The following is a 22702-nucleotide window of genomic DNA, read 5'->3' as shown; positions in this document are numbered from 1 at the left end:
AAGCACAAAAGATTATGAGTTAACATCCTATGCAGCAGTCTACAAGAAACTATTACCAGGATCTTTGGCGGCAGCTTGTTACTTTGGCTGCAATCTTTGGTGCTTTTGTTATCAACGTAGTATCGAACATTTTTCCGCTCAATGGACTTAGCATTGGGGAAATTTCCAATACTTTGTTTAAAAATGTCCTGATTATCCCTGCCAATTACGCCTTTGCGATCTGGGGGCTGATTTACCTTGGGTTGTTTGCTTTTGGGGTATACCAAGCTTTACCTAACCAACGACATGAGCCTGATTTACGTAAGACAGGTTATCTGTTGGCGATCGCCTGTATTGCTCAAAGCATCTGGGTATATCTATTTTTGTCTCGGCTTTTTGCTCTTTCTATAATTGCAATGCTCTTGATTCTGTTGCCCCTGATTGCTGTTTATGTGCAGTTAGAAATTGGCAAATTGCGTGTACCTCGGCTGAAAAAATGGTGTATTCACTTTCCAATTAGTATTTATCTAGGCTGGATTAGTGTGGCGACCATTGTCAATGTAGCGTGTGCCTTGGATTTTCACAGGTGGAACGGTTGGGGGATTTCTGCTGTAATCTGGACTCTGATCGTGGTATTGATAGCAACAGCAGTTGCAGCAGTTATAGTTATCCAGCGTCGAGACATGGCTTATACAGGAGTAACACTTTGGGCATTGGTAGCGATCGCACTCAAGCATTTTGATAACTCAATGCTCAGAAATACCGTATTTGTTTTGGCAATTGTTCTAGTTTTAACCGCAACGATTAACAGCTTACGCACCCAACAAGAACATATTTAAGTATGATGACATACCCGCCCAGCGTCTCTCAAGAGAGAACTTTTTGCAAGCGTTCGTTAAACACGCACAATAATGGTCGGTTGTTACACACACCAGTCTGATTGTTATTAGCCAGAATAGATAGTTAGAGCCGTAATTGTCTAAGAAGACCAAAATTTATAGAAATGAAAAATATTATCTCGATTGGTTGGAATAACTGGTTAAAACGCCATAAAGAATCTGTTTTACTATTTGACTCAATTGCTGCCGCTAATGAGATTGCCCTGATGCTTAACGGTCAATGGGATGGCTGCAATGGTGTAATTGTGGCTTCTAGTGATGAGGTAGCTGTTGACACTGCTGCCAAACTATTACAAGCTAGATGGTGTTATCAGGGCGCATCAAAAGCTGTTTTATACAGAGTAACAACGAATGAAATTTTACACCGTTATGCAATCGGAGAAAGAAATTTTGTTAATGCTAATTTGAGGTGTGCAGTACTTGCATCAGTGAAGCTGAGTGAAATTAACTTAAGTTATGCCTCCTTGAGTTGGGCGGACTTAAGTCAAGCCAATTTAAGTAAAGCTGATTTTACAGCAGCAGACCTAACTCAAGCGAATTTAAGTAGAGCCGACTTGAGTAAAGCATACCTAATGAGGGCAAACCTAAGCGAGGCAGATTTGCAACAAGCTTCACTCCAGGGGGCTAACCTAAGTAATGCTAACTTAAGTGAAGTCAACCTCACTGGTGCAGATTTAACAGGAGCTAATCTGTCACTAGCAGACCTAAGAGGAGCAAATTTTCACTTGTGCAATTTGAGTGGGGCTAACCTAACAAATGCCAAGTTAATTGAAAGTGACTTGGCATTTGCTCAACAACCATCGCCGGACTCCAGTATTACCTGCTAGTAGTCTGTCAAGAACTAATTGACGGATAAATTCCTTGTAGAGACGGCAATTTATCGCGTCTCTCTAACCATCAAAATGAATTTGACAAACTACTAGTACCGCAAGGCGGAATTCAAAATTCAAAATTCAAAATGAATACAGCGCAAGAGTTTCGTGGATTTGGAGATTTACGCCGTGTTGTACTAGTACGCCAGGGCGTAAATAGAGCAAGTATTTCAAATCCCTAAAAAGCTTATTCCATAAAACTTTTGACTTTTGACTTCCGCCTTGCGGTACTAGTCAGTTCCACCCCAAGTCCAGTTAGGATTGCCATTCTTTAAACTATTTTTTAGCACTACTAGGGGATAATCATTAGCATCAGAGCCACCAGCCAAATCTAAGATGAAGTAAACTCTACCTTTAACAAAGTGCATCCGTAAATAATTAATCTTTCCAGAGTAGTCTTGCCCATCAACCTTAGCCATTCCAGCAGAAGCAAAGCATTTAGCATATTTTGGCTTGAGTGTCCCAACCCATGTAACGCTAAAGCTATTACTGCCTTGAACAGAGATATTACTGGCATAAGCACTCAGGTTAATAGAGCCATCTGTTGCAAAACTGCCTTCTTGATAAGGACGGGGTTTTTCAGTAACAATTACCTTGTCTGGACAGCTTTGTTTTTGCTCGTTTTCACTATAAACTTTTAGCTCAATTTTTTGTGATTGATTTTGTGCTTGGACGCACCAGTTGGACAACAGAGGCAGTAAACCAATACTTGTGCCTATAATCAAAATCAAAGGTCTAAATGAAATCATACTCATATCCGAACAAATACTAAATTGAATTGGGTTAGCGCCAAAAACCTTAAGTTGTGTAGTTGTGTAGGTTGGGTTGAGGAACGAAACCCAACATTTTAACTGTACAGCACTAGGATAAACAGAATTAGGGTTACTTGACACCCGCATTATTCAGTATAAATTGATTTATTTATCACAAATATATTGAATGGCTTTATGTAAATTATTGTGGGTTGTCCGAATTCAATGCCCGTTTTATACACAGTTGAAAATTTGGCTCTTATTTTTATTTTGCCAGAGTGACAGAACAGTAGACCTCTTGCATAAATCAAAAATAAGAAAGAACCCCACCCCGCCAAAGCTACGCTTTGTCTCCCCTCCCGAAGAGCGGGGAGGGGTGTTAGGGACTTTTGCAAGAGGTCTATTGAATAATGTGAAGAATATGCTTTAGATGTGTTTTTAAACAAAGACATCTAAGTAAATACGGTAGTATATGGTTAGTGTTAGGTTATTTAGATATTCTGTATTTTCAAGGTAGATATGCACGCAGAATTTCTCAAGATGAGGGTATAAAAATCTCATTATTTGCCAGTAATTAACTACTGGCTTGAATTTACACCCTGATTAATTTGTACAGTGCCATTCACTTAGATAGTTTGAGAAAAAATCAGTACTACTGAAAAGCCTTTTCATACGGTAAATCTTTGATGAATATTACTGTTCCTAATTCTTAAGGTATACGTCAACTTCGGTAAGTATTTTGTGCCCAAAAACAGTACCAAATTCAAGGTTGAGAACTGAAATTACTGAAAAAATGGAATCAGGTAGGTAAAAATTATGGCAAATATCATTGGAACCAGCGGCTACGACATACTACAGGGTGGTACTGGGAATGATACTCTCATTGGTGGTACTGGGAATGATTCTTTAACTGGTGGCGGTGGCAAGGATAAATTTGTTTACAACTTGGGTGACGGCACTGATACAATCACTGATTTCGGTGGCATCGGTAAAGGAACTAACCCGACAGCAGCAGTTATTGCTGAAGTAGACACCATCAAATTCCAGGGAACAGGATTAACTGCTCAAAATTTACTGCTGTTTCAGAATGGCAATAATCTAGAAATCTCCTTTGCAGGGAATGCTAATACCCTAGTTATCCTGGAAAACTTCAAACTAGAAAACTTAGAGAATCTGAAAGCTTCTGGAGCCAAACCAGCAATTGGTAATATCCTGTTTGACGGGCAAAATAGCATCACCGACAGCTTTAATGTCCTCGATTCCAACTCTACTGATACTAGCCTGGGCATCAAGAACACAGTAACTTTCCTCAATGACCTCAACAATAACATTACGGGGTTAAAGGACTCAAATGATGTAGTTAATGGTCAAGGCGGTAATGACAAAATCGATGGCTTGAGTGGAAACGATTTACTGCGAGGTGGTGCGGGTGATGATACCCTCATTGGTGGTGCGGGAAATGACTCCCTCATTGGCGGTACGGGGAATGACTCCCTTGCTGGCAATAATCTGCTTTCTGGGGGCGATGGCAATGATTATCTCTCCATCTCTGGCTACGAGAGCTTTAGCTACCCAGACTACGACTACAACTCTCGCTCGTCTGGTAAGAACACCCTCAACGGTGGCGCTGGTGACGATAACTTGAGTGCTAGCGGTTCAACAGGCAATAATTTGCTCTCTGGGGACGATGGGAATGATTCTCTCTCCATCTCTGGCTACTACGACGGAGGTAACTACGGAGCCGACGACTCTCGCTCGTCTGGTAAAAACACCCTCAACGGCGGTGCAGGTAAGGATACCTTGAGTGCTGGCGGTTCAACAGGCGATAATTTGCTCTCTGGGGGTGATGGCAATGATTATCTCTCCATTTCTGGCAACTACAGCTATATTCCCAGCGACCCCTACTCACCCCGCGATGTCTCCATCACATACGAGTCTCGCTCGTCTGGAAAAAACACTCTTAACGGTGGCAATGGGGATGATAACTTGAATGCTAGTAATTCAAAAGGTGATAACTTACTGGATGGTGGCGCTGGCAATGATTATATCTCCGCCTCTAGCGCCTTTGGTAAAAACACAATCTATGGTGGCAGTGGGAATGATATCCTGATAGGTGGTTTTGGTAATGATACCCTCTATGGAGGCACTGGTACTGATACCTTTGTTTTCAATACTTACAATAAAGGTGTTGATAGTATTTATGACTTCAACGCGACTAATGAACTGATTCAGGTATCGGCTGCTGGCTTTGGCGGTGGTTTATCAGCAGGTTCACTTAAGACAAATCAGTTTACCCTCGGAACATCTGCAACGACAAGCAATCAACGATTTATCTATAACAGTGCTACAGGTGGATTGTTCTTTGACCTTGATGGCAGTGCGTCTGGGTCTACTCAGGTAAAATTTGCCCAACTATCTACTGGATTGTCACTCAGTGTAAATAATTTTGTGATTGCTTGATATCAAAACTAGGCGTTGCTGAATTAAGGGATGATTCTTGTGGGGTGGGCATCCTGCCCGCCCGGAAATACAAGGGACGCTCATGTTGCCCATCCCACAAAAATAGTAAAATCATCCCGTAAATATGCAACCCCCAAAACTAAACAGTTAAAAATTCTTTTATGCTCAAAATTTCTAACCTTAACGTTTATTACGGCGAAAGCCACATTCTCCGCAATGTAGATTTGAACGTACCATCGGGGCAAATGGTTTGCCTAATTGGACGTAATGGTGTTGGAAAAACGACCCTACTCAAAACTATCATGGGTTTACTCAAACCCCGTAGCGGTACTATTAATTTAGCTGAAGAATTAATCAATTCCAAATCTCCAGACCAAAGGGCAAAGTTGGGAATTGGTTATGTCCCCCAAGGACGCGAGATTATCCCTCGGTTGACAGTTAAAGAAAATCTACTCCTGGGGTTAGAAGCTAGACGCAAACCAGTAAAAAAAGCAGAAATTTCAGAAGAAGTTTTTAGTTTATTTCCGGTGTTAAAAACTATGCTTTTGCGGATGGGTGGTGATTTAAGTGGAGGACAGCAGCAACAATTAGCGATCGCACGTGCTTTAATGGGAGAACCTCAATTACTCGTCTTAGATGAACCCACCGAAGGTATTCAACCCTCCATCATCCTAGAAATTGAAGCCGCAGTCCGTCGCATCGTCGAAACCACAGGCATTTCGGTTTTATTGGTAGAGCAACATTTGCACTTTGTCCGTCAAGCTGATTACTATTACGCTATGCAAAAAGGTGGTATTGTCGCCTCCGGTTCCACAACCGAACTCAGCCAAGATGTGATTCAGCGTTTTTTAGCTGTTTAATTTTGGAGATATCTATATCAATAGTATCAGAAGCAATCAAGTCTGCTGCTTCTTTTAAAAGCTCATGCTGTTCTTTTTGAATTGCTTCCAAGCGACTAGAAATTTCTGCCAATCGTTGTTGTTTATTTGGTTGAAAACTTTCAGGTAGTACATCTAGTAGATTATCAGTTTTTTTAGCACCTGTGATTTGTTGAACAACAAAACTGCCAACTTTAGTTAAGGATTGAAAACTAACTTGAATCAAAGCCTGAAGCAATTTGAACGGAACTTGCAGTATTGACCAACTAGCTGTTTCAATTAAGCGGACAATTGCTTTGATGATGCTCCAAATGAGAGCAAGTGCAAACAGCAAAATTACTACACTAATAATTGGGTGATTAGTCGCCCAACCTAGTATTTGAACTAACTTAAAAAATATTGGGTGTTGTGTCAGCCAATCACTCGCAGAAGATGCGATCGCATCTTTAACTGCGCCCGATGTTGTACTCTTAAATTTATCAGCAGTTTGCCAAGTTTGTTCTAAGCTTGTCGTAACTGTATCAATTGCTTTATCAGTCGTTGTAGTGGCTGTTGTCTTCAAAGACTCACCAGCTTGTTGTGCTGAGTTACTTAGAGAGTTAACATTTTCACCCACAAAATCTTTCACATTTTGCCAGCGTTGTAAAACTCCATTAGGTAAATTTACGTCTATTTGGGATGTCATAAAACATTTCACCGAGGTTGAAATCTAACCCGCAATCCATCTTTAGAGCGATTGCTGGGAAAAAACATGGTTTCTAAACTTTGATTGGGTAATATCTCCCAATGATAATTGCGTAGAAGATGAGTAGCAACAATCTTCATTTCCATTTTGGCAAAGGTTATACCAATACAGATGCGTGGCCCGCCACCCAAACCAACTAAACTAAAAGGATATTTTTTTTGTTCTTGGCGTTGGGGACTGAAATGGTCTGCTTCAAATATCTTTGTCTCTTGCACTAGTAACGCAAAACCTGTCATCTGTCATTACATTTCTTAAGATTACATAAGAAATTTATATAATTTTAATATTACTTTTTATTCAATAAAATTGCTGAACGTTAAGATGTTGTGGATCTATTGTTGAAAAGTAAAAATTCTATGCATCTGGATTTACCACAACTGATTAAATCACTCGGCTATTTTGGGGTCTGGGCGATTGTATTTGCTGAATCTGGCTTGTTAATTGGTTTTTTTCTGCCTGGGGATAGCTTATTGTTCACCGCTGGATTTGTTGCATCTCAGAATTTATTGAACATTTGGGTTCTGATAATTGGTGCTTTTATTTGTGCGGTCTTAGGTGACAATGTGGGCTATGTGACTGGGCATAAATTTGGCAGAAGACTATTTAACAAGGAAGATTCATGGCTGTTCCATAAAAAACATCTTGTAAAAACTCAAAACTTTTATCACCAGCATGGTAAAAAAACGGTTGTTTTAGCACGCTTTTTACCGATTGTACGGACTTTCGCGCCCATTGTGGCCGGGATTGGTGCAATGCATTATCGCACATTTATGTCTTACAACTTAATTGGTGGTTTTCTTTGGACATTCGGCATTACCCTGTTAGGGTTTTTCTTAGGAAAATCTCTGCCACCTGAACAGGTAGATAAGTATTTGTTACCGATTATTGGATTAATTATAGTTATTTCTTTAGTACCATCGATTATTCATTTGGTACAAGAAAATAGAGCTAACAAAAGTTGAAATATTTTTTGTAGCTCCTTAGTAGATGTTTTATTGTAGAGACAAGTATATTGATTTACTGAAGCCATAAACATCAGAGCTTGATCGTACCTTCGTGAGCGACAAACACTCATGATACAGAGCAACTAAATTTATTTATGGGAATTTTGAATTTTGAATTCGGAGCGTTCGCCCTTGGCGTCTCGAAGAGAAGCGACGTGACTTCCTTAAACATCAACCTCTATCTGTTCCTAGAAAATCTCCTCTTTTTCCTTATTGCCACACTTTTCATTCTGGTTGTGAACTGGGGATGGAAAAACGCAAAGCCTTATACTCTACCTTTACCATTTCCCGGTTGGTATAAAATCTGGTTTGGCTCGGTGCAACTGCTAGCAGTAGTGCCGCCATTAGTGGTCATGCTATTGTGGGGTGTATGGTGGGGCGATCGCACGGTGTTAACTGTGCTTGCTTGGTATTTTATCGTCTTAGGGCTGCAAATCATCTCTGAAAGTGTGACGCTTAGGCAGTTGCAAAATGTCGTCTGGGTGATGGTTCCTTATATATATCTCCCTTACCGCTTCTGGCAGTTGTATGAGGGTTTGACACTTTTGGATTCCACAAGTGAGTTGCAGTGGGTACGATATTTATTGATTTTTGAATTGGTGATGTGGATTGTTAACTACGCGATAGATGTATCTCAATTGCCGCGGCTGTTTCGTTGGGAAGTACAATCAAATGACGTGAGCTAGGGATTAATCGCAGAATTAGCCATTTTTACTAAAGAAGTGCGATCGCCTGCTTTTAATCCAAAAACATATTGCACACCCTGTTGTCTCCAAGTCAAGGTAGCATCTGAGCAACCAGCACCACAAGTAAAATCTACAAAATAGCCAGTAATGCCTTTAGCTAAGGATACACGTTTCCCAGTCAGGCTGGGTGTTTTGCGGGTTATGGCTTCAGCAGAAACAACGCCTAAACGACAGGCAGAAGCACCATTACAGTCTGGACTATAAGCCAGTAAAATATCATACTTTTTTTGCGTAGCAGCTTCTATAGTTGCGTAAATTGGATTTTCCCCATCTGACTCAGGAATAAACTTCGGTAATAAAATCTTAATCTGAGTCTTTTGCTTTAATTTAGGCAGAATAGATTTAAAAACTGGGTTTACCTGAGTTTTACTCTGCTGCGCTATCAATTGGGACTGGTTATTTATATTGGCTATGGCTGACTTGTGAAAGCTGCTGACACTGACTAATAAAAATACGGCACATACAGCACTAGTATTTCTAAAACTTAAAATCATCTTTGAAAACCTATTCGATCAAAAGTACTTATTTGTAATACCCAGTTTTAGTATAAAAATACGCATTTAACAGATGAAGCGATCGCAAGGAATATTGTAATGTTGATGAAGAATATTACAATGTTCCTTATAGATGTTGTAATGTTGATGAGAAATATTCCAGCCTTGATAAGGAATATTGTAATGTTGATGAGAAATATTACAATGTTCCTTATGGAGATTGTAATGTTGATGAGGAATGTTGCAATGTTGACAAGAACTACTTGTACATTGAGAGTGACGGAGAAAAAAGTGGCGATCGCTAGTGAGCTAATATAGGTTAGCGATCGCACCACATATAACTCTACATACCATCTTGCACCTACAGAAGAGCTAGCCCAATGGGCAAGGTACTGCAATGCAATATCCCTGTGCGTAATCAATTCCTAGTGCGGTAATCCGCTCTAAAATCGCGTCATTCTCCACAAACTCAGCGATCGTCTGAATACCCATGACACTGCCAATCTGCGTGATTGCTATGACGATCGCATTATCCACAGGATCATCGACAATGTTACGAATAAAGCTGCCGTCAATTTTGAGGTAATCCACAGGGAGAGACTTGAGGTAAGCAAACGACGACATCCCCACCCCAAAATCGTCCAGCGCAAAGCGACAGCCCATCCGTTGAAGTGACTGAATAAACTGCTTGGCTTTGAGCAGGTTAGCGATCGCTACAGTCTCGGTAATCTCAAAGCAAATGCGTTGGGGTGAGATGGGGTATAAGGTAAACTGCTCATACAGGAAGTCAATGAACTGATCGTCATTGATGCTAGAGCCAGAAAGGTTAATGGCATAGATGCTTTGTTCATCACCAACGACCCTTGTCCAATTCCTGAACAGAGTACTAATCACCCAGCGATCGATCAGGTGCATCAAGTTGTAGCGTTCTGCTGCTGGAATAAACGCCATCGGCTGCACTAAATTTCCCTGCTCATCCCGGAGCCGCACCAGCACCTCATAATGGTCGCCGTTTTCAGGTATTGGGGCGATATCTTCTCTACGAGAGGCTACGCCAACGGTGAGCTTCGCTAACGCGGCAATCCTTTGAACATAGAGACAAAACCAATCACTTTCCAAAGCTTGAGAAATGCGGCTAACCCACTGCATCTGTCCACGCTGTTGCAATCGCTCCTGATCGTCAGCTTGAGCAACGTACACCCGATTGCGCCCCCGGTTTTTCGCAGTGTAGCAAGCGGCATCAGCGCTCGTCAAACAGCATCCGCTTATGCCACTGAGTCCAACGCACCCCGTCTGCCACAACCACCCGATTTTCAATGGTGATTACAGGATTATCGACACTCATTGAAGGTATTAATTGAACAACTCGCTCTCGATCTGCCTCAAAGATAATCGGTTGATAGGTGCTGCCAATCAGTTCCTCTGGCGATCGCCCAAAATAAACTGCATAAGCTTGGTTGACAAACGTCAGTGTACCGTCTGGTAAATATCGGGCAATGAGTTCAGTCTGATCTTCGACAATGGCACGGTAACGAATCTCGCTTTGTTTGAGAGCAATTTCTGCTTGCTTGCGTTCTTCTTCGATCCGCTTTTTGGGGGTAATATCCGTAACTCGTACCAAATTCACCACTTGGTCAGCAACCCTGATTTGTTTGATTGCCATGTTTCCCCAAAAGGAATTGCCCTGCTAAGATATTCAATTTCGCAACTCCACAACCCTTGCTGGCTAATTTCTTCGCCGATGGTGGTTAGTTCTTCAGAAGTAAACTGCTCTTTTTGTAGAGTTAGACCTTGAATACCAATGAGTTCAGCTTTACTTGAGGCTGCAAATAGTTCTACTGCGCGATTATTACAGTCAATGGTCAGTAACGTTTCTATATCTACCAAAAAGAGCGCATCAGCAGATTCGTTAAAGACAGCTTCTAGCAAGTCACGGCTCTTGGTGATTTCTAACTCGCTTTCTTTGCGTTCTGTAATATCTAGAATAGCTCCATACAGTCTAATCGTTTTACCTGGAGTATCATAAGCTACCTCTACTCTTAACTCTAGGTAGCGCAATGAGCCATCAGGTCGGACAATGCGATATTCAAGATTGAAAGGGTTTCCCTTGGCGATCGCGTGTAGTAGCTGCCTCTGCAACAATGGCCGGTCTTCTGGGTGAACCGTCTGGAGAAATGCAGCCTGTGTCGGTACTAATTCAGTAGGATTTAGACCAAAAATGCGGAAGGTTTCGGCTGACCAAATTTGTTTCTGAGACTCTAAGTACCATTCCCAACTGCCCGTATGGGCAACTTTTTGAGCAGTAGCTAGCAGCGTTTCACTGCGTCGGAGTTCTTCCTCGGCTTGTTTGCGTTTGTTGAGTGCGGCTTCCCGTTCTGTAACATCTTGGGCAGTTCCATAGAGACGAATTACTTCTCCATCCGCGTTAAATTGTGCATGTCCAATCGCCTCAATATAAATAGTAGACCCGTCAGTTTGAGATGCTCGCAGAATGAGTTTGTAAGATTCACCAGTTGATATTGCCCGCTCAATCGCTCGGACTAATTTTCCTGCGTCTTCTGCCCAGTACTTCTGCACAGTTTCCTGGTAGCTAGGCTCAAGAAGTGCGGGATCTCGATTGAAGAGGGCGAAAAGCTGCTTTGACCAGGTAACTCTTTCACTGGCAATATCAAGTTCCCAATTACCCAGACGAGCAACTCGCTGAGATTCTTCTAATAAGGCTTCACGCTTGCGTAGTGTTTCTTCAGCGCGTTTGAGGTCGGTGACATCCACCACCAACCCATCCCAAACCACCCTTCCATCCTCGAATTGGCGTGGCGTGGAACGAAAATGGAGCCATTTAAGCAGACCGCCGGGCGTTTAGATTCGCGCTTGTATATCAAACACCGAGAGATTCCGCCGTGATTCATCAACTGCTGCCTGGAAAAGTGGTACATCCTCTGGAATAAACTGGCGATAGAGCAAACTTGAATCTTTGAGTGCATCTTCTGCCCTGACTTCCATCAGTCTTTCAATCCCCGCGCTGATGTACTCAAAGCGATCGCTGCCATCAAATTCGCGGATTACCTTATAAATTGCCCCATTATGAAGATGATCGCCAATTCTCCGCAACATAGCTTCACGCTCTTGTAATCCGAGTTCTGCCTGTTTGCGTTCGCTAATTTCCCGCTCCAGTTCTCGATTACCTGCCTCCAGTTGTGCAGAACTGGGTAAAGCAAGTGCTTTTGGCATCAAAGGTATAAGTTCACAAGCTGTGTACAGTGAAACTATGGCTGTAATAGCTTTGATTAAACCGCTCAACCAATAAGTTGGATACCAGAGCGTCAAAATGTCCATGACGTGGGTAGTACCACAAGTAACAATAAATATTGCAAATAGGACAAACACCCACTTGAAGGGAAAATCTTGGCGCTTGCGGACAAAACAAAGTAGTGTGATGGGAATGGAATAATAAGCAAGCGCAATCAAACTATCGGATACAACATGCAACCCCACTAATTCTGGTTTCCAGAGATAGCAATGACCGTGGGGAATAAATTGTTTATAAGCAAGAAGGCTTTTCCCAAATTCCAGCATCAAGTTGTCTCAAACATAAGTTGTTTGACTTATTAGTATAGTAGTTAATTATACTTAAAAAACTTTTTTTAGCATTGGTTAACTTGCCGCCGCAGGCATCGCGGTTGCTTTCAAACGAGCGATCGCATCTGCCATACACTAAAATTCCTAAGAGAGTTGACCTGGGGAACATCCTAGAGTCAAGATAAAAGGGTTGGATATCTTGTCAAAGTACTAAGCACATCCGATATCGCCTGATTTTCTTTCATTTCCCTGCTTTTGGGTTAAAGAGAAAGGCTATGGGCGATACTTATTAACGTGGCAAAAAACTGAAAAAAGTACGCGCGGATTGCTAAGACGTGCCTGGACGCAGAGGGTTAAGCCGTTGCACCCCGATGAAGCGTCAAGAAATAGCTGATTAAATCAAATTCTAAGCGATTTAATCATATATTTTGTAGCAGATACTTGTGGAAAAGAAAATGCTAGGTGTAAATGTTGTTATGAAAGTTGGCGATCGCGTCCGCGTTAAAGATTCGGTAGTGATGTATCATCATCCTGAACATCGGAATCAGCCTTTTGACATCAAAGGTACAGAAGGCGATGTAGTAGCTATTGCCACCCAATGGCGAGACAGACCCGTTAGCGCTAATCTGCCGATTGTAGTTCAGTTTAGTAAAAAGTTTAAAGCGCATTTACGTGAAAATGAGTTAGAAATCATCTAGATCGCTTATCGGCGGCGAAACCACTGAAAAATATTCAGTTCGCCGCGCATTCTTTTAAGCTCTTGGCGATTTTGTTCTGCTGTTGTATAATACCAATCACAATAATCCTGAAACTCTGACCGTGACCGAACTTCGTGGTAGAACTGGTGAGTTGTTTGGTAAGCAGCAAAAGCTTCCTCAACTTGGGGTTGAGGGGATGGCATAATATAAGGTAAATTTTTAGACATAAAATTAATTGAGTTAGCTATTAGTCATTAATTATTAGTCATTAAGAATTTGGAATTCAGGCAATTACAATTAGAGCCAACCGCGTAAGCGATAAACTAAATAACCAATGTACTCTTTTAAAGCTGTGGTAAATTGGTGCAAGTTGTCGGTATCAGGTAATAAATTCAGTATAGCGGCTTTGGGAGTGCTGCCGAGTTCTTGCAGTTCGCCCTCACTAACTAGAAAGTCAGTCGGTGCAGGAATAACATTGATTCCTTGACGCTGGAAAATCTGAAGCGATCGCGGCATATGCATTGCCGAAGTAACTAATAATACTTGATTTATCCCATGAGATAACAAAATTTTGCGGACATTTACAGCATTGTGATAAGTATTGAGAGAGTCAGGTTCTTGGATAATCGCCTCAGCGGGAATACCAATAGATGTGAGTATTGTGGCCATATCTGCCGATTCTGGCGAACCACTTCCACGCCAATCAATGCGTCCCCCGCTCAGAATGATTGATTATAGGCGCTTTTTTTTGCCGATAGAGTTGTGCCGCGTAGATGAAGCGTAGGCGTAGCCCGCCGTAGGCATCGCCTGCTTCACTTAAATCGACTGTAGGTCTGGGAGGAAAAGCTGATTTAGTTGCGCCACCCAAAACCACAATTACATCTGCATTAGGTATTTGGGCGAATGGAAGATTTTGCCATTCTAGCGATCGCACTAATGATTTAGCAATCCAAGCATTGCTACAAAATAGCAATAAAGTTAATGCAAAAGCAATTGCGATCGCAGCAGTCCGCGGTCGTCTCCACAAAGTGACTAATGCTACTACCAAGCTTACACAGGCTAATCCTAATGGATAAAAAAAATAGCGGCAGTAATTTGGATAGATATAAAAACATATTATTAGGGCGTGGGGCAGGGAAGCAGGGGAGCATACTTCGACTACGCTCAGTAAGCAGGGGAGCAGGGGAGAAGTAGCAAGTAAATCTTTCCCCTCTGCCCCTTTGCACCTCTGTCTCTTATGCCTATTCCCAAATTATTACCTTTCCCAAAACTTGAAATTGAAACTACTTCCAGGAGCGCGACGGTAACGGCGACCGGCTTTTCTGATTTGCCGTTTGTTGATCCTTTCATTCGTTGGTTCAACTTCTGTGTCTTCTGATTCTTCAACTTGCAACTGAGTTCTAGTTTCTTCCTTACTTCCCCACCAAGCAGTAATCCAGCCTCCAGCTAAAGCGCCTAATCCACCTAGCAAGATACTCATGGGTGCTGGATAGCCTAAATATACAAAACCCAGCATGAAAAATAGCCAGTATTTCAATCCTGTATCGACACCATCAGATGAGGCGACAGCTGGAGTTTGGGGGCTATTATCGGTTAAATTTGCGATCCAGCTTAAGATGAAACCGCCCATGATTCCTAAGAAGATGCTCAGGGCTGGTGCGGAGCCAGTCATTATTAATATAAATGTTAAAAATGCCCCAAATAATAGTTGAGACAAGAAGCTGGGAGAAATACTGAAAAGATCGTTCTTTTTGTCTGCCATAAAATAAAAAGCTTATTTAACTAATTACTAATTCGTAATTCGTAATTTTCAACTCAATTACGAATTACGAATTACGAATTATTTTAATTGTGCGTGCTGTGGCTGAGTTGTATCCCAAATCTTTACATAAGGTTGTTCCTCTTCAGTGAAAGGTTCAGCTTGTTTGATTTGTGAGGCTAATAAATCGGCGGTAGCATCAGCAATATCACCAGTGCGATTGTTCAAACGCTCCTTTAGAACTTCCAGCGGTGCTGTGCATTGGATAATCTGAAGAGGAAGTTGATGTTTTGTAGCTTGTGCGATCGCTTCTTGCCGTAACTGTTGTTTATCATACTTGGCATCCAAAATCACCGAAAAACCTTGTTTAGCCAGGATAATTCCCAATTCTAACAGCCGTGTGTAAGTTTTCTCGGTCATCTCCGGTGTATACAAATCATCGCCACCCCGTTCCCACAACGGAATTCCCCCTAAATGCTTCCGCACCGCATCCGAACGCAGGTGAATCGCTCCCTGTTGACGGGCTAAAGACTTTGCTGTGGTACTTTTACCAGAACCCGACAACCCCGACATCAAAATTAGTTCTCCCTGGTTTGGTTTAGTGTATTCCCAAGCCTGTTTGTAATAATCAGCAGCGGTTTTTGTCGCTTCTTCCTTCACCGTCGCGGGTACGCTTGGATCGTCTAACAAAAAGGATGTCACCTTAGCCCGGACATAAGCCTGACGACTTAAATATAAGGGCAACACCTGTAAACCTTCCCAGTCTCCAGTTTGCTCTATATAGGCATTCAAAAACGCATTACCCAAGTCTTTGCGCTGGCGCGCTTCCAAATCCATCACCGTGAACGCCACATCGTACATCACATCGACAAAGCGAAACGGCTCATTAAATTCAATGCAATCGAACAACAAGATTTTATCGTGCCACAGGGCAATATTTCTCAGGTGTAAGTCTCCGTGACATTCACGAATATAATCGTTGTGAATTCTGCTAGCAAATAATTCTGGATGTTCGGCAAAAAATTTATCTGTATATTGCTGTGTTTCTGTAAATTGCGCCTGAGTCTGGGGGCCACCAATATACTTCTCAGTTTGCTGATAATTCTCATCAAAGGCAGCTCGAACATTTGGCACTTCCCCAAAAGTGCGAATGTAATCATTCGTCTGTGCTTGGGCATGATATTGAGCCACCACCCGTCCCAATTCATCTAGACGCGTCTCATTTAACTTACCTTCTTCAAAAAGTGTGCTTAATAGCGACTCTTGAGGAAACTGGCGCATTTTCAGCACATATTCTACAGCCTCGCTCGCTCCCCCTAACTGGTATTGCTCCCCTACCAGAGTTATGGGCAAAACTTCTAAATACAGTTCACCAGCACCCCGCTGATTTAACCGTAACTCTTCCTGACAAAAATGCTGCCGCTTATCTAAGGTGGAAAAGTCCAAAAAGCCAAAATTCACAGGTTTTTTCAGCTTATAAGCGTAATCCCCAGTTAACAGCACATAAGAAATGTGAGTTTGAATTAGTTGAATGGGTTCTGTTACCGGATGGGGATAAAATCCCGGCTGCAACATTTGCTGAATTAAAGCTGGAAGAGTCGCTTCTGTCATCTCTGTCCTCTGCGCTCTCTGCGCCTCTGCGGTTCATATACAAAAAAAACCAGGAGTTCCCCCCTGGTGTCATCAAAAATTATTACACAGTTTACCTAGCTTAAGAAGCTGCTTCAGTTTCAGTTTCTATCCCAGCATCTTCAGCACTAATTTGTGGTGGCAAAACACTGACAACAAGTCGCTCTGATTCCGCTAGAGGTGTAACACCTTCAGGAAAGGGTATATCACTAATACTCAAGCTGTCTCCTATTTGCAGGTTAGAGACATCGATTTCAATTACATCTGGGATGTTTTCTGGCGCACAAGTCACTTGCAATTCAGTGACTACGGTGTCTAATACACCACCCTCTTGTTTAACACCAATAGCAGCTCCCACAAAACGCAGACGTACTTCTACAGTGGTGTCACCGTGGCCAGCAACCGCGAAAAAGCTGAGGTGGTAAGGCGTACCTTTGGCTGGATGGATCTGAAGTTCTCGCAGCAAGGTTTTGCCACGCCAAGGTGCATCAGCAACATTCAACTCAATCAAGGTGTTGTTGACGGAAGCTCTTTTGAGCAAACGCTCAACAGTTTTGGCCTCAATGGTCAAAGAAATAGATTCTGTACCCTTATGACCATACAAATTGGCAGGTATCAATCCAGCGCGGCGCAAAGCTCTTGGCTTGCTGCCTTCTGGACGTTTTTGAGATTCGACTGTAATAGCCATAAAAGTTGTCCTTTGTCAGTTGTCCTTTGTCATTAAATCCTAGTACTCAGCACTCAGCACTCACTAAGCACTAAGCACTAAGCACTAAGTAGGGTAGCAGGTGTACCGTCGGGGTGCAATAAAGCGCGTTTGGGCCCGTGGATGGGGTCTTCTACGATTATGGTTTGATCGCGGCTGGCTCCTAATGAAACGATCGCGATCGGGACTTCCATCAATTCGGCTAAGAATTTGAGATAATCCAATGCTGCTTGTGGCAAGTCTTCTAGGGTGCGGCAGTGAGTTGTTGACACTTTCCACCCTGGCAAGGTTTTGTAGATGGGGCGACATCTCGCAAATTGACGAGAACTTGTGGGGAAGTGTTCGCTGCGTTGGCCATCTATGTCATAAGCGACACAAACTTGGATTGACTCTAATTCATCTAGAACATCTAGTTTGGTCAGGGCCATACAATCCATGCCGTTAATCCGCACGGCATAGCGACCAATGACGGCATCAAACCAGCCACAGCGCCGTTTGCGTCCGGTGGTTGTGCCAAATTCGGCACCGCGATCGCACAACAATTCTCCCAACTCGCCATCCAATTCAGTCGGAAATGGCCCCTCTCCGACACGGGTTGTATAGGCTTTTGACACCCCAATTACCCGGTCAATCATTGTCGGCCCTACCCCTGCACCAACGCAAGCCCCACCCGCTACCGGGTTAGAGGAGGTGACATAAGGGTAAGTTCCATGATCTAAGTCTAGGAGCGTACCTTGTGCGCCTTCAAACAAAATATTGCGCCGCCGCTGAATTGCATCGTATATTTTTAACGATGTATCAATAACGTAAGGCCGCAAGCGTTCTGCATAACCCAAATACTGTTCAATCACCTCTTGTGGATCTAGAGGCGGCAAGTTGTAAAGCTTTTCTAAAATGACGTTTTTATAATTAATCGTCCACTCCAGCTGCTCGCGCAACGCATCAGGGTTCATCAAGTCTAAAACCCGAATGCCTGTACGTTCAGATTTGTCAGCATAAGTCGGCCCAATGCCCCGACCTGTTGTGCCGATCTTATAGCTTCCCCGTCGTTCTTCAGATGCCTGGTCAATCAATCGATGATAAGGCATTGTTACGTGGGCTGTCTCAGATATCAGCAGGTGGTCAGTGGAAATATTTAATTCTTTTAATTGGTCGAGTTCTGCGATCAAAATCTGTGGATCGATCACTGTTCCACAGCCGATAATGCAATCGGTATTTGGATACAAAATCCCAGAGGGTATCAGGTGCAGTTTAAAGGTCTGACCTTTTACTACAATCGTGTGTCCAGCATTGACACCCCCTTGGTAACGCACCACAACATCTGCGGAACGGCTGAGTAAGTCAGTTATTTTACCTTTTCCTTCATCGCCCCATTGGGCACCTATGACAATGACGTTAGCCAAGAGCTTATATTAAGAAGTAAAGTTTCCACAAACTATTATTATTAACACATTGTTTGGGTCGTGTCAATAATAAAAATATCCAATTTATCGAGGTACTTAGGGATATATAACGTTTTGCTACCGACAAGAGAACTTTTCAAACATCCTTTAAAGACACTCTCGAAAAACCTTAGTTGTCAATCGATCGGAATATCTTGAAGCGGATTGGGTTTTGCGGGGCCATACCAATTTTAGATTTTTGATTAGCAACGACGGGAATTGCACCCGTATCTCCTGGTGTGCTCCAAGGAATTCTAATGTTTGAACTACGTTGCTGGGGCAGCGAACCGAATCGAACGGCTGTCTTTCGCCTTGAACAGGCGGACGCTCTACCATTAAGCTACACTGCCAGAAATTACCAATCTGTTTCTGTATAGTCTTTAAATAATTTAGCAAAAGGTGTTTTACCTTGGTTAATTCCTAGATAAATTGGGTCACAAATGCGTGCAGCTGCATCATTGATATCAAAGGGAGGGTAAACGCCACGTTCTTGCATAGATTTTGCTTGATTATAGGGGTGTTGAAAGCTAATCCATCCAGGGTCTACTGCATTCATAAAAATACGATGTTTAGCGTATTCTTTGGCACAGGTACGGGTCATTTGATTGAGAGCAGCCTTTGCCATATTGGTGTGGGGATGTCGCCAGGGTTTCTCAACATTGTTAAATCGCCCTTCCATTGAAGAGACATTAATGATATATTTATTAGTCTCTTCGTAGTTGCTCATTAATGGCTTGAGTCTGCTGTTAATGATAAATGGAGCGATCGCATTAATTATATGCACTTCCAATAATTCTAAAATACTGACTTCATCATCCTTCATCAGCCAGCTATTAAAGGGACGCAAGTCAAGTTGTTGTCTATCAGCCGTATACCCTCCTAAAGGGAAAAAAGCCGAATTATCTACGCTGTCTTGGGGAATCAAAGGAATTTGGGAGAGGAAAGCAGAATTTTCGGTAAATGTGGCTTGTTTTTCTTCTGTATTACCTAATAGTGCTGGATTTTCAGCGTTTACCGCATGATTATGACTTACTAACACCTGTATTTCTGGCGGTAGTTCCCCGAAAGGTAGTGATTCAAACTCAATTAAATGACGATAAAACGCAGGCGGATGACGCACTGTTTGTGCTGCATTATTGATAATAATGTCGAGTCGCGGATAAAATTTGCAAACGTGTTGGGTAAATTGCTCAACACTGTGGAATGGCGCAAATCGAGTCCGTAAATTTGCAAACGATGTTGCCATTCTAGAAAATCTGGCTCTGTTGCGTACCTTTTCGCCGCATCATGAGGAAAACGGCTTGTTGTTATCACAGTCGCACCATTTCGCAACAGTCTCAATGCTACCCCATGACCAATCTTTACCCTGCCTCCTGTGACAATGGCAATTGTACCCCGTAAATCAGCAGTTTGTTGACGCTTGCTGAAGTTAAGATTTCCACACTCAACACAGAGTCCAGTGTAAAAACTATGACCCTGTAAAAAAGTTGTCTTGCAGACAATGCAACGTGGTGGTTTGGTCATTAGTCATTTTTGGTATTATTGCCTTGCATACCTGTAGCTCACTGAATTGAAAATGGCTATATCCCATCTAAACTGCATTGCCCATATTACTGTAAAAATGAATTTATATTAAAAACTAGCGGATTTATTTGTAACTATTATGTATAAATCATCATCCCAAAAAATCCAGATATTTACAACTTTAAGAGATTGTATTTTGCTACCCGTGTTATCAAAATCCTTAGAATATTCTCAGTGTTTGTTTTTAATAATTAATCTTAACTGATGAAAGGCATCTGCGGCATAAAGGGCGATCGCACGATCAAAAAATGGTATCGAGTCCAAAAGCTGAAAGCAATATTCGTCCTAGCGTTGGCAGTTGTATTTACTAATGCTGTAGTCTCATATAGCAACACTGTGAAGCTGATTCACAACCAGCAATGGGTGACAGACTCATATAAAGTTATTACCCAAATTGAAAGTATCCAATCTAAACTCAAAGATACTGAAACTGCACAGCGTAGTTATTTAATTACAGCAGATACAGATGATTTACAAACTTATCTTGCAGCTTATAAACAAACTAATAGCAATATTCAGATTCTCAGCAAGTTAACTGCTAAGAACCATCAAAAGCAGCAGTGGATTTCTTTACTAGAGCCGAAAATTACCAACAGACTCAAAATTTTACAACAAGAAATTTACCTCAGAAAAAACCAGGGATTAGAAGCAGTTCGGCAGCAAATATTATCTGATAATGACAAAAAAATTGGCAAAGAGATTCAACAACTGATTAACGACTCTTTGAAGGCAGAGCAAAATTTATTACAGCAGGAAATGCAGCAGTCACAAGCAAATTCCCAAAAAGCGATAGTTACATTTTTTATCGCTGCTATTGTAGATTTGGTGCTAGTGGCGCTGCTGTATGATTTGTTGTGGCGTTATATCAGGCAACTTCAGCAAACGGAACTGGCTCTACGTCAAAGCGAAAATCGTTTACGAGCCACAATCGATGCAGAACCAGAATGCATCCAGTTAATTGCCAGGGATGGCACCCTTTTAGAAATTAATGCAGAAGGGCTAGCAATGATGGAAGTGGAAAGTGCTGATATCTTGATTGGTAAACCAGTTGATATTGTAATTTTACCAGAGTATAAAGCAGCCTTTGCCGACTTGCATGAAAGTGTCTGCCAAGGTAATAAGGGGACTTTGGAGTTTGAAATCGTGGGATTTAAAGGCACTCGTCGCTACATAGAAACTCATGCCGTACCCCTGCGTAACGAATCTGATGGCACGTTCATGCATTTGGCGCTGACGCGAGATATAACCCAGCAAAAACAGGCAGAACACAAAATCCGCGAACAAGCAGCGCTACTGGATGTATCAACTGATGCGATTTTGGTGCGAAATATCCACCACCAAATCTTATTTTGGAATAAAGGTGCTGAACGTCTATACGGGTGGAAGGCTGAGGAAGTTGTGGGGAAGAATGTTTTACAACTTTTGTATAAAGATTCACCACAGCTAGAAGATGCTTACTTGAGAGTGATGAATACGGGTGAGTGGCGGGGTGAGTTGCATCAAATGACAAGGGAAGGCAAAGTAATTATCGTTGAAAGTCGGTGGACACTGATCCGAGATGATAATAAACAACCCAAATCTATTTTGAGTGTGAACACTGAGATTACGCAACAGAAAAAACTAGAAGCTCAACTTCTGCGATCGCAACGTTTGGAGAGTATCGGCACTCTAGCTGGCGGTATCGCTCACGACCTCAACAACATACTATCGCCAATTTTAATGTCAGTTCAACTGTTGCAAAAGAAATTGCCCGATTCCCAGAGTCAGCAAATACTGCAAACTTTAGAAAATAATGTCAAACGCGGCGCTAATTTGCTTAAACAAGTGTTATCTTTTGCACGGGGTATCGAAAGCAAACGGACAATTGTGGAAATTCAGCCTTTGATGGCAGAGATTGAGCAAATTATCGCTCAAACATTCCCCAAATCCATTAGTTGCCAGATAGATATCCCTAAAAATCTCTGGTACGTTCGTGGAGACATCACTCAACTACATCAGGTATTGATAAACTTGGTAATCAACGCCCGCGACGCTATGCCCAATGGCGGCATTTTAAGAATTGCAGCGGAAAATCTAGTGATTGGCGAACATTCTGCCCAGATAAATATAGATGCGAAAGTGGGTTCTTATATTGCGATCGTGGTGACAGATACTGGTATGGGGATGTCGTCAGAAGTCCAGCAAAGGATTTTTGAACCATTTTTCACCACCAAAGAGGTAGGCAAAGGTACAGGTTTAGGACTTTCTACAGCCTTGGGTATTATTAAGAATCACGGTGGTTTTGTCAATGTTTACAGTCAAGTAGGCAGAGGTACTCAATTTACAGTGTACTTGCCTGCCTCAACATTTAGAGACACACATTCGCTATCTCAACAATTGGAATCAGTTATATAGCGGTTTGCAGTTGAGTCTAATACAGACCTAACCGTCAACCCCTTCCCTGCAAGGGAATGGGAGTAAGATTTAAAGCCTCTCT

Annotated in this window: 22 protein-coding genes, 1 tRNA gene and 2 pseudogenes; 8 read left to right on the top strand and 17 right to left on the bottom strand. The window is 42.2% G+C overall.

Features of this window, described 5'->3' with window-relative positions; genetic code table 11:
* Positions 1 to 29: 29 nt before the first annotated feature.
* Positions 30 to 818 carry a tryptophan-rich sensory protein gene (locus V7K44_RS06605; RefSeq protein WP_334929785.1) on the top strand — a complete coding sequence of 263 codons (789 nt, stop codon included), beginning with the start codon at positions 30 to 32 and terminating at the stop codon, positions 816 to 818.
* Positions 819 to 982: 164 nt separating this feature from the next.
* A complete protein-coding gene (locus tag V7K44_RS06600) occupies positions 983 to 1705 on the top strand; it encodes a pentapeptide repeat-containing protein (RefSeq protein WP_334929783.1) in 723 nt (240 codons plus the stop codon).
* Between the two features lie 275 nt (positions 1706 to 1980).
* On the opposite strand, the gene V7K44_RS06595 is transcribed toward V7K44_RS06600, so the two are convergent.
* Entirely contained in the window at positions 1981 to 2499 is a 519-nt protein-coding gene (locus V7K44_RS06595) for a hypothetical protein (protein WP_334929781.1), read from the bottom strand.
* 819 nt (positions 2500 to 3318) lie between these two features.
* On the opposite strand from V7K44_RS06595, the pseudogene V7K44_RS06590 reads away from it, so the two are divergent.
* Positions 3319 to 4962, top strand: a pseudogene (locus tag V7K44_RS06590) (calcium-binding protein); the annotation flags it as partial.
* A gap of 161 nt (positions 4963 to 5123) precedes the next feature.
* Positions 5124 to 5822: an urea ABC transporter ATP-binding subunit UrtE gene (gene urtE, locus V7K44_RS06585; protein ID WP_334929777.1), complete on the top strand. Its 699-nt coding sequence runs from the start codon at positions 5124 to 5126 to the stop codon at positions 5820 to 5822.
* Here the strand turns inward: urtE and V7K44_RS06580 are convergent.
* A complete protein-coding gene (locus V7K44_RS06580; protein ID WP_334929775.1) occupies positions 5785 to 6525 on the bottom strand; it encodes a hypothetical protein in 741 nt (246 codons plus the stop codon). The two genes, urtE and V7K44_RS06580, sit on opposite strands and share 38 nt — an antisense overlap.
* A gap of 8 nt (positions 6526 to 6533) precedes the next feature.
* The gene (locus tag V7K44_RS06575) at positions 6534 to 6821 is read right to left on the bottom strand and encodes a cytochrome P450 (RefSeq protein ID WP_334929772.1); all 288 of its coding nucleotides are present in this window, start codon (positions 6819 to 6821) and stop codon (positions 6534 to 6536) included.
* Positions 6822 to 6941: 120 nt separating this feature from the next.
* Here V7K44_RS06575 and V7K44_RS06570 point away from each other — a divergent pair, with 120 nt between their 5' ends.
* Positions 6942 to 7547, top strand: a complete 606-nt coding sequence (locus V7K44_RS06570) for a DedA family protein (RefSeq protein WP_334930041.1) — start codon at positions 6942 to 6944, stop codon at positions 7545 to 7547.
* A 197-nt stretch (positions 7548 to 7744) separates the two neighbouring features.
* Entirely contained in the window at positions 7745 to 8275 is a 531-nt protein-coding gene (locus V7K44_RS06565; protein WP_334929770.1) for a hypothetical protein, read from the top strand.
* Here the strand turns inward: V7K44_RS06565 and V7K44_RS06560 are convergent.
* The 5 genes from V7K44_RS06560 to V7K44_RS33115 form a co-directional block, all read right to left on the bottom strand.
* Positions 8272 to 8829, bottom strand: coding sequence for a hypothetical protein (locus V7K44_RS06560; RefSeq protein WP_334929768.1), 558 nt, complete (start codon positions 8827 to 8829; stop codon positions 8272 to 8274). The genes V7K44_RS06565 and V7K44_RS06560 overlap by 4 nt on opposite strands.
* A 372-nt stretch (positions 8830 to 9201) precedes the next feature.
* Positions 9202 to 10083 carry an EAL domain-containing protein gene (locus tag V7K44_RS06555; RefSeq protein WP_334929766.1) on the bottom strand — a complete coding sequence of 294 codons (882 nt, stop codon included), beginning with the start codon at positions 10081 to 10083 and terminating at the stop codon, positions 9202 to 9204.
* Entirely contained in the window at positions 10070 to 10492 is a 423-nt protein-coding gene (locus V7K44_RS06550; RefSeq protein WP_334929764.1) for a PAS domain-containing protein, read from the bottom strand. Before V7K44_RS06550 ends, V7K44_RS06555 begins: the two co-directional genes overlap by 14 nt.
* A complete protein-coding gene (locus V7K44_RS06545; protein ID WP_334929762.1) occupies positions 10453 to 11622 on the bottom strand; it encodes a PAS domain-containing protein in 1170 nt (389 codons plus the stop codon). Before V7K44_RS06545 ends, V7K44_RS06550 begins: the two co-directional genes overlap by 40 nt.
* Positions 11623 to 11688: 66 nt before the next feature.
* Complete coding sequence (locus V7K44_RS33115; RefSeq protein WP_442940663.1) at positions 11689 to 12405, bottom strand: hypothetical protein; 717 nt, start codon at positions 12403 to 12405, stop codon at positions 11689 to 11691.
* 479 nt (positions 12406 to 12884) lie between these two features.
* On the opposite strand from V7K44_RS33115, the gene V7K44_RS06535 reads away from it, so the two are divergent.
* Complete coding sequence (locus tag V7K44_RS06535) at positions 12885 to 13106, top strand: ferredoxin-thioredoxin reductase variable chain (RefSeq protein WP_442940666.1); 222 nt, start codon at positions 12885 to 12887, stop codon at positions 13104 to 13106.
* Positions 13107 to 13111: 5 nt separating this feature from the next.
* Here the strand turns inward: V7K44_RS06535 and V7K44_RS06530 are convergent, their stop codons facing one another.
* The 9 genes and pseudogenes from V7K44_RS06530 to V7K44_RS06490 form a co-directional block, all read right to left on the bottom strand.
* On the bottom strand, positions 13112 to 13333 hold the full coding sequence (locus V7K44_RS06530; protein ID WP_334929758.1) for a hypothetical protein: 222 nt from the start codon (positions 13331 to 13333) through the stop codon (positions 13112 to 13114).
* Positions 13334 to 13403: 70 nt separating this feature from the next.
* Positions 13404 to 14221 (bottom strand): annotated as a pseudogene (locus V7K44_RS06525) (YdcF family protein).
* A gap of 140 nt (positions 14222 to 14361) precedes the next feature.
* Positions 14362 to 14868, bottom strand: a complete 507-nt coding sequence (locus tag V7K44_RS06520; protein ID WP_334929756.1) for a hypothetical protein — start codon at positions 14866 to 14868, stop codon at positions 14362 to 14364.
* A 78-nt stretch (positions 14869 to 14946) separates the two neighbouring features.
* A complete protein-coding gene (locus tag V7K44_RS06515; RefSeq protein WP_334929754.1) occupies positions 14947 to 16476 on the bottom strand; it encodes a bifunctional aminoglycoside phosphotransferase/ATP-binding protein in 1530 nt (509 codons plus the stop codon).
* 100 nt (positions 16477 to 16576) lie between these two features.
* The gene (locus V7K44_RS06510; protein ID WP_334929752.1) at positions 16577 to 17182 is read right to left on the bottom strand and encodes a 50S ribosomal protein L25/general stress protein Ctc; all 606 of its coding nucleotides are present in this window, start codon (positions 17180 to 17182) and stop codon (positions 16577 to 16579) included.
* Between the two features lie 77 nt (positions 17183 to 17259).
* Positions 17260 to 18603, bottom strand: coding sequence for an adenylosuccinate synthase (locus V7K44_RS06505; protein WP_334720709.1), 1344 nt, complete (start codon positions 18601 to 18603; stop codon positions 17260 to 17262).
* Positions 18604 to 18919: 316 nt separating this feature from the next.
* Positions 18920 to 18992, bottom strand: a tRNA-Glu gene (locus tag V7K44_RS06500).
* A gap of 5 nt (positions 18993 to 18997) precedes the next feature.
* Complete coding sequence (locus V7K44_RS06495) at positions 18998 to 19762, bottom strand: SDR family oxidoreductase (protein WP_334929750.1); 765 nt, start codon at positions 19760 to 19762, stop codon at positions 18998 to 19000.
* Positions 19729 to 20166, bottom strand: a complete 438-nt coding sequence (locus tag V7K44_RS06490; RefSeq protein WP_334929748.1) for a hypothetical protein — start codon at positions 20164 to 20166, stop codon at positions 19729 to 19731. Before V7K44_RS06490 ends, V7K44_RS06495 begins: the two co-directional genes overlap by 34 nt.
* Before the next feature lie 264 nt (positions 20167 to 20430).
* On the opposite strand from V7K44_RS06490, the gene V7K44_RS06485 reads away from it, so the two are divergent.
* The gene (locus V7K44_RS06485) at positions 20431 to 22620 is read left to right on the top strand and encodes a PAS domain S-box protein (RefSeq protein ID WP_334929746.1); all 2190 of its coding nucleotides are present in this window, start codon (positions 20431 to 20433) and stop codon (positions 22618 to 22620) included.
* Positions 22621 to 22702 lie beyond the last annotated feature (82 nt).

Origin of the sequence: Nostoc sp., assembly GCF_036917235.1 — a bacterium.
Classification (GTDB): Bacteria; Cyanobacteriota; Cyanobacteriia; order Cyanobacteriales; family Nostocaceae; genus Nostoc.
This window is presented reverse-complemented; position numbering and strand designations above follow the sequence as displayed.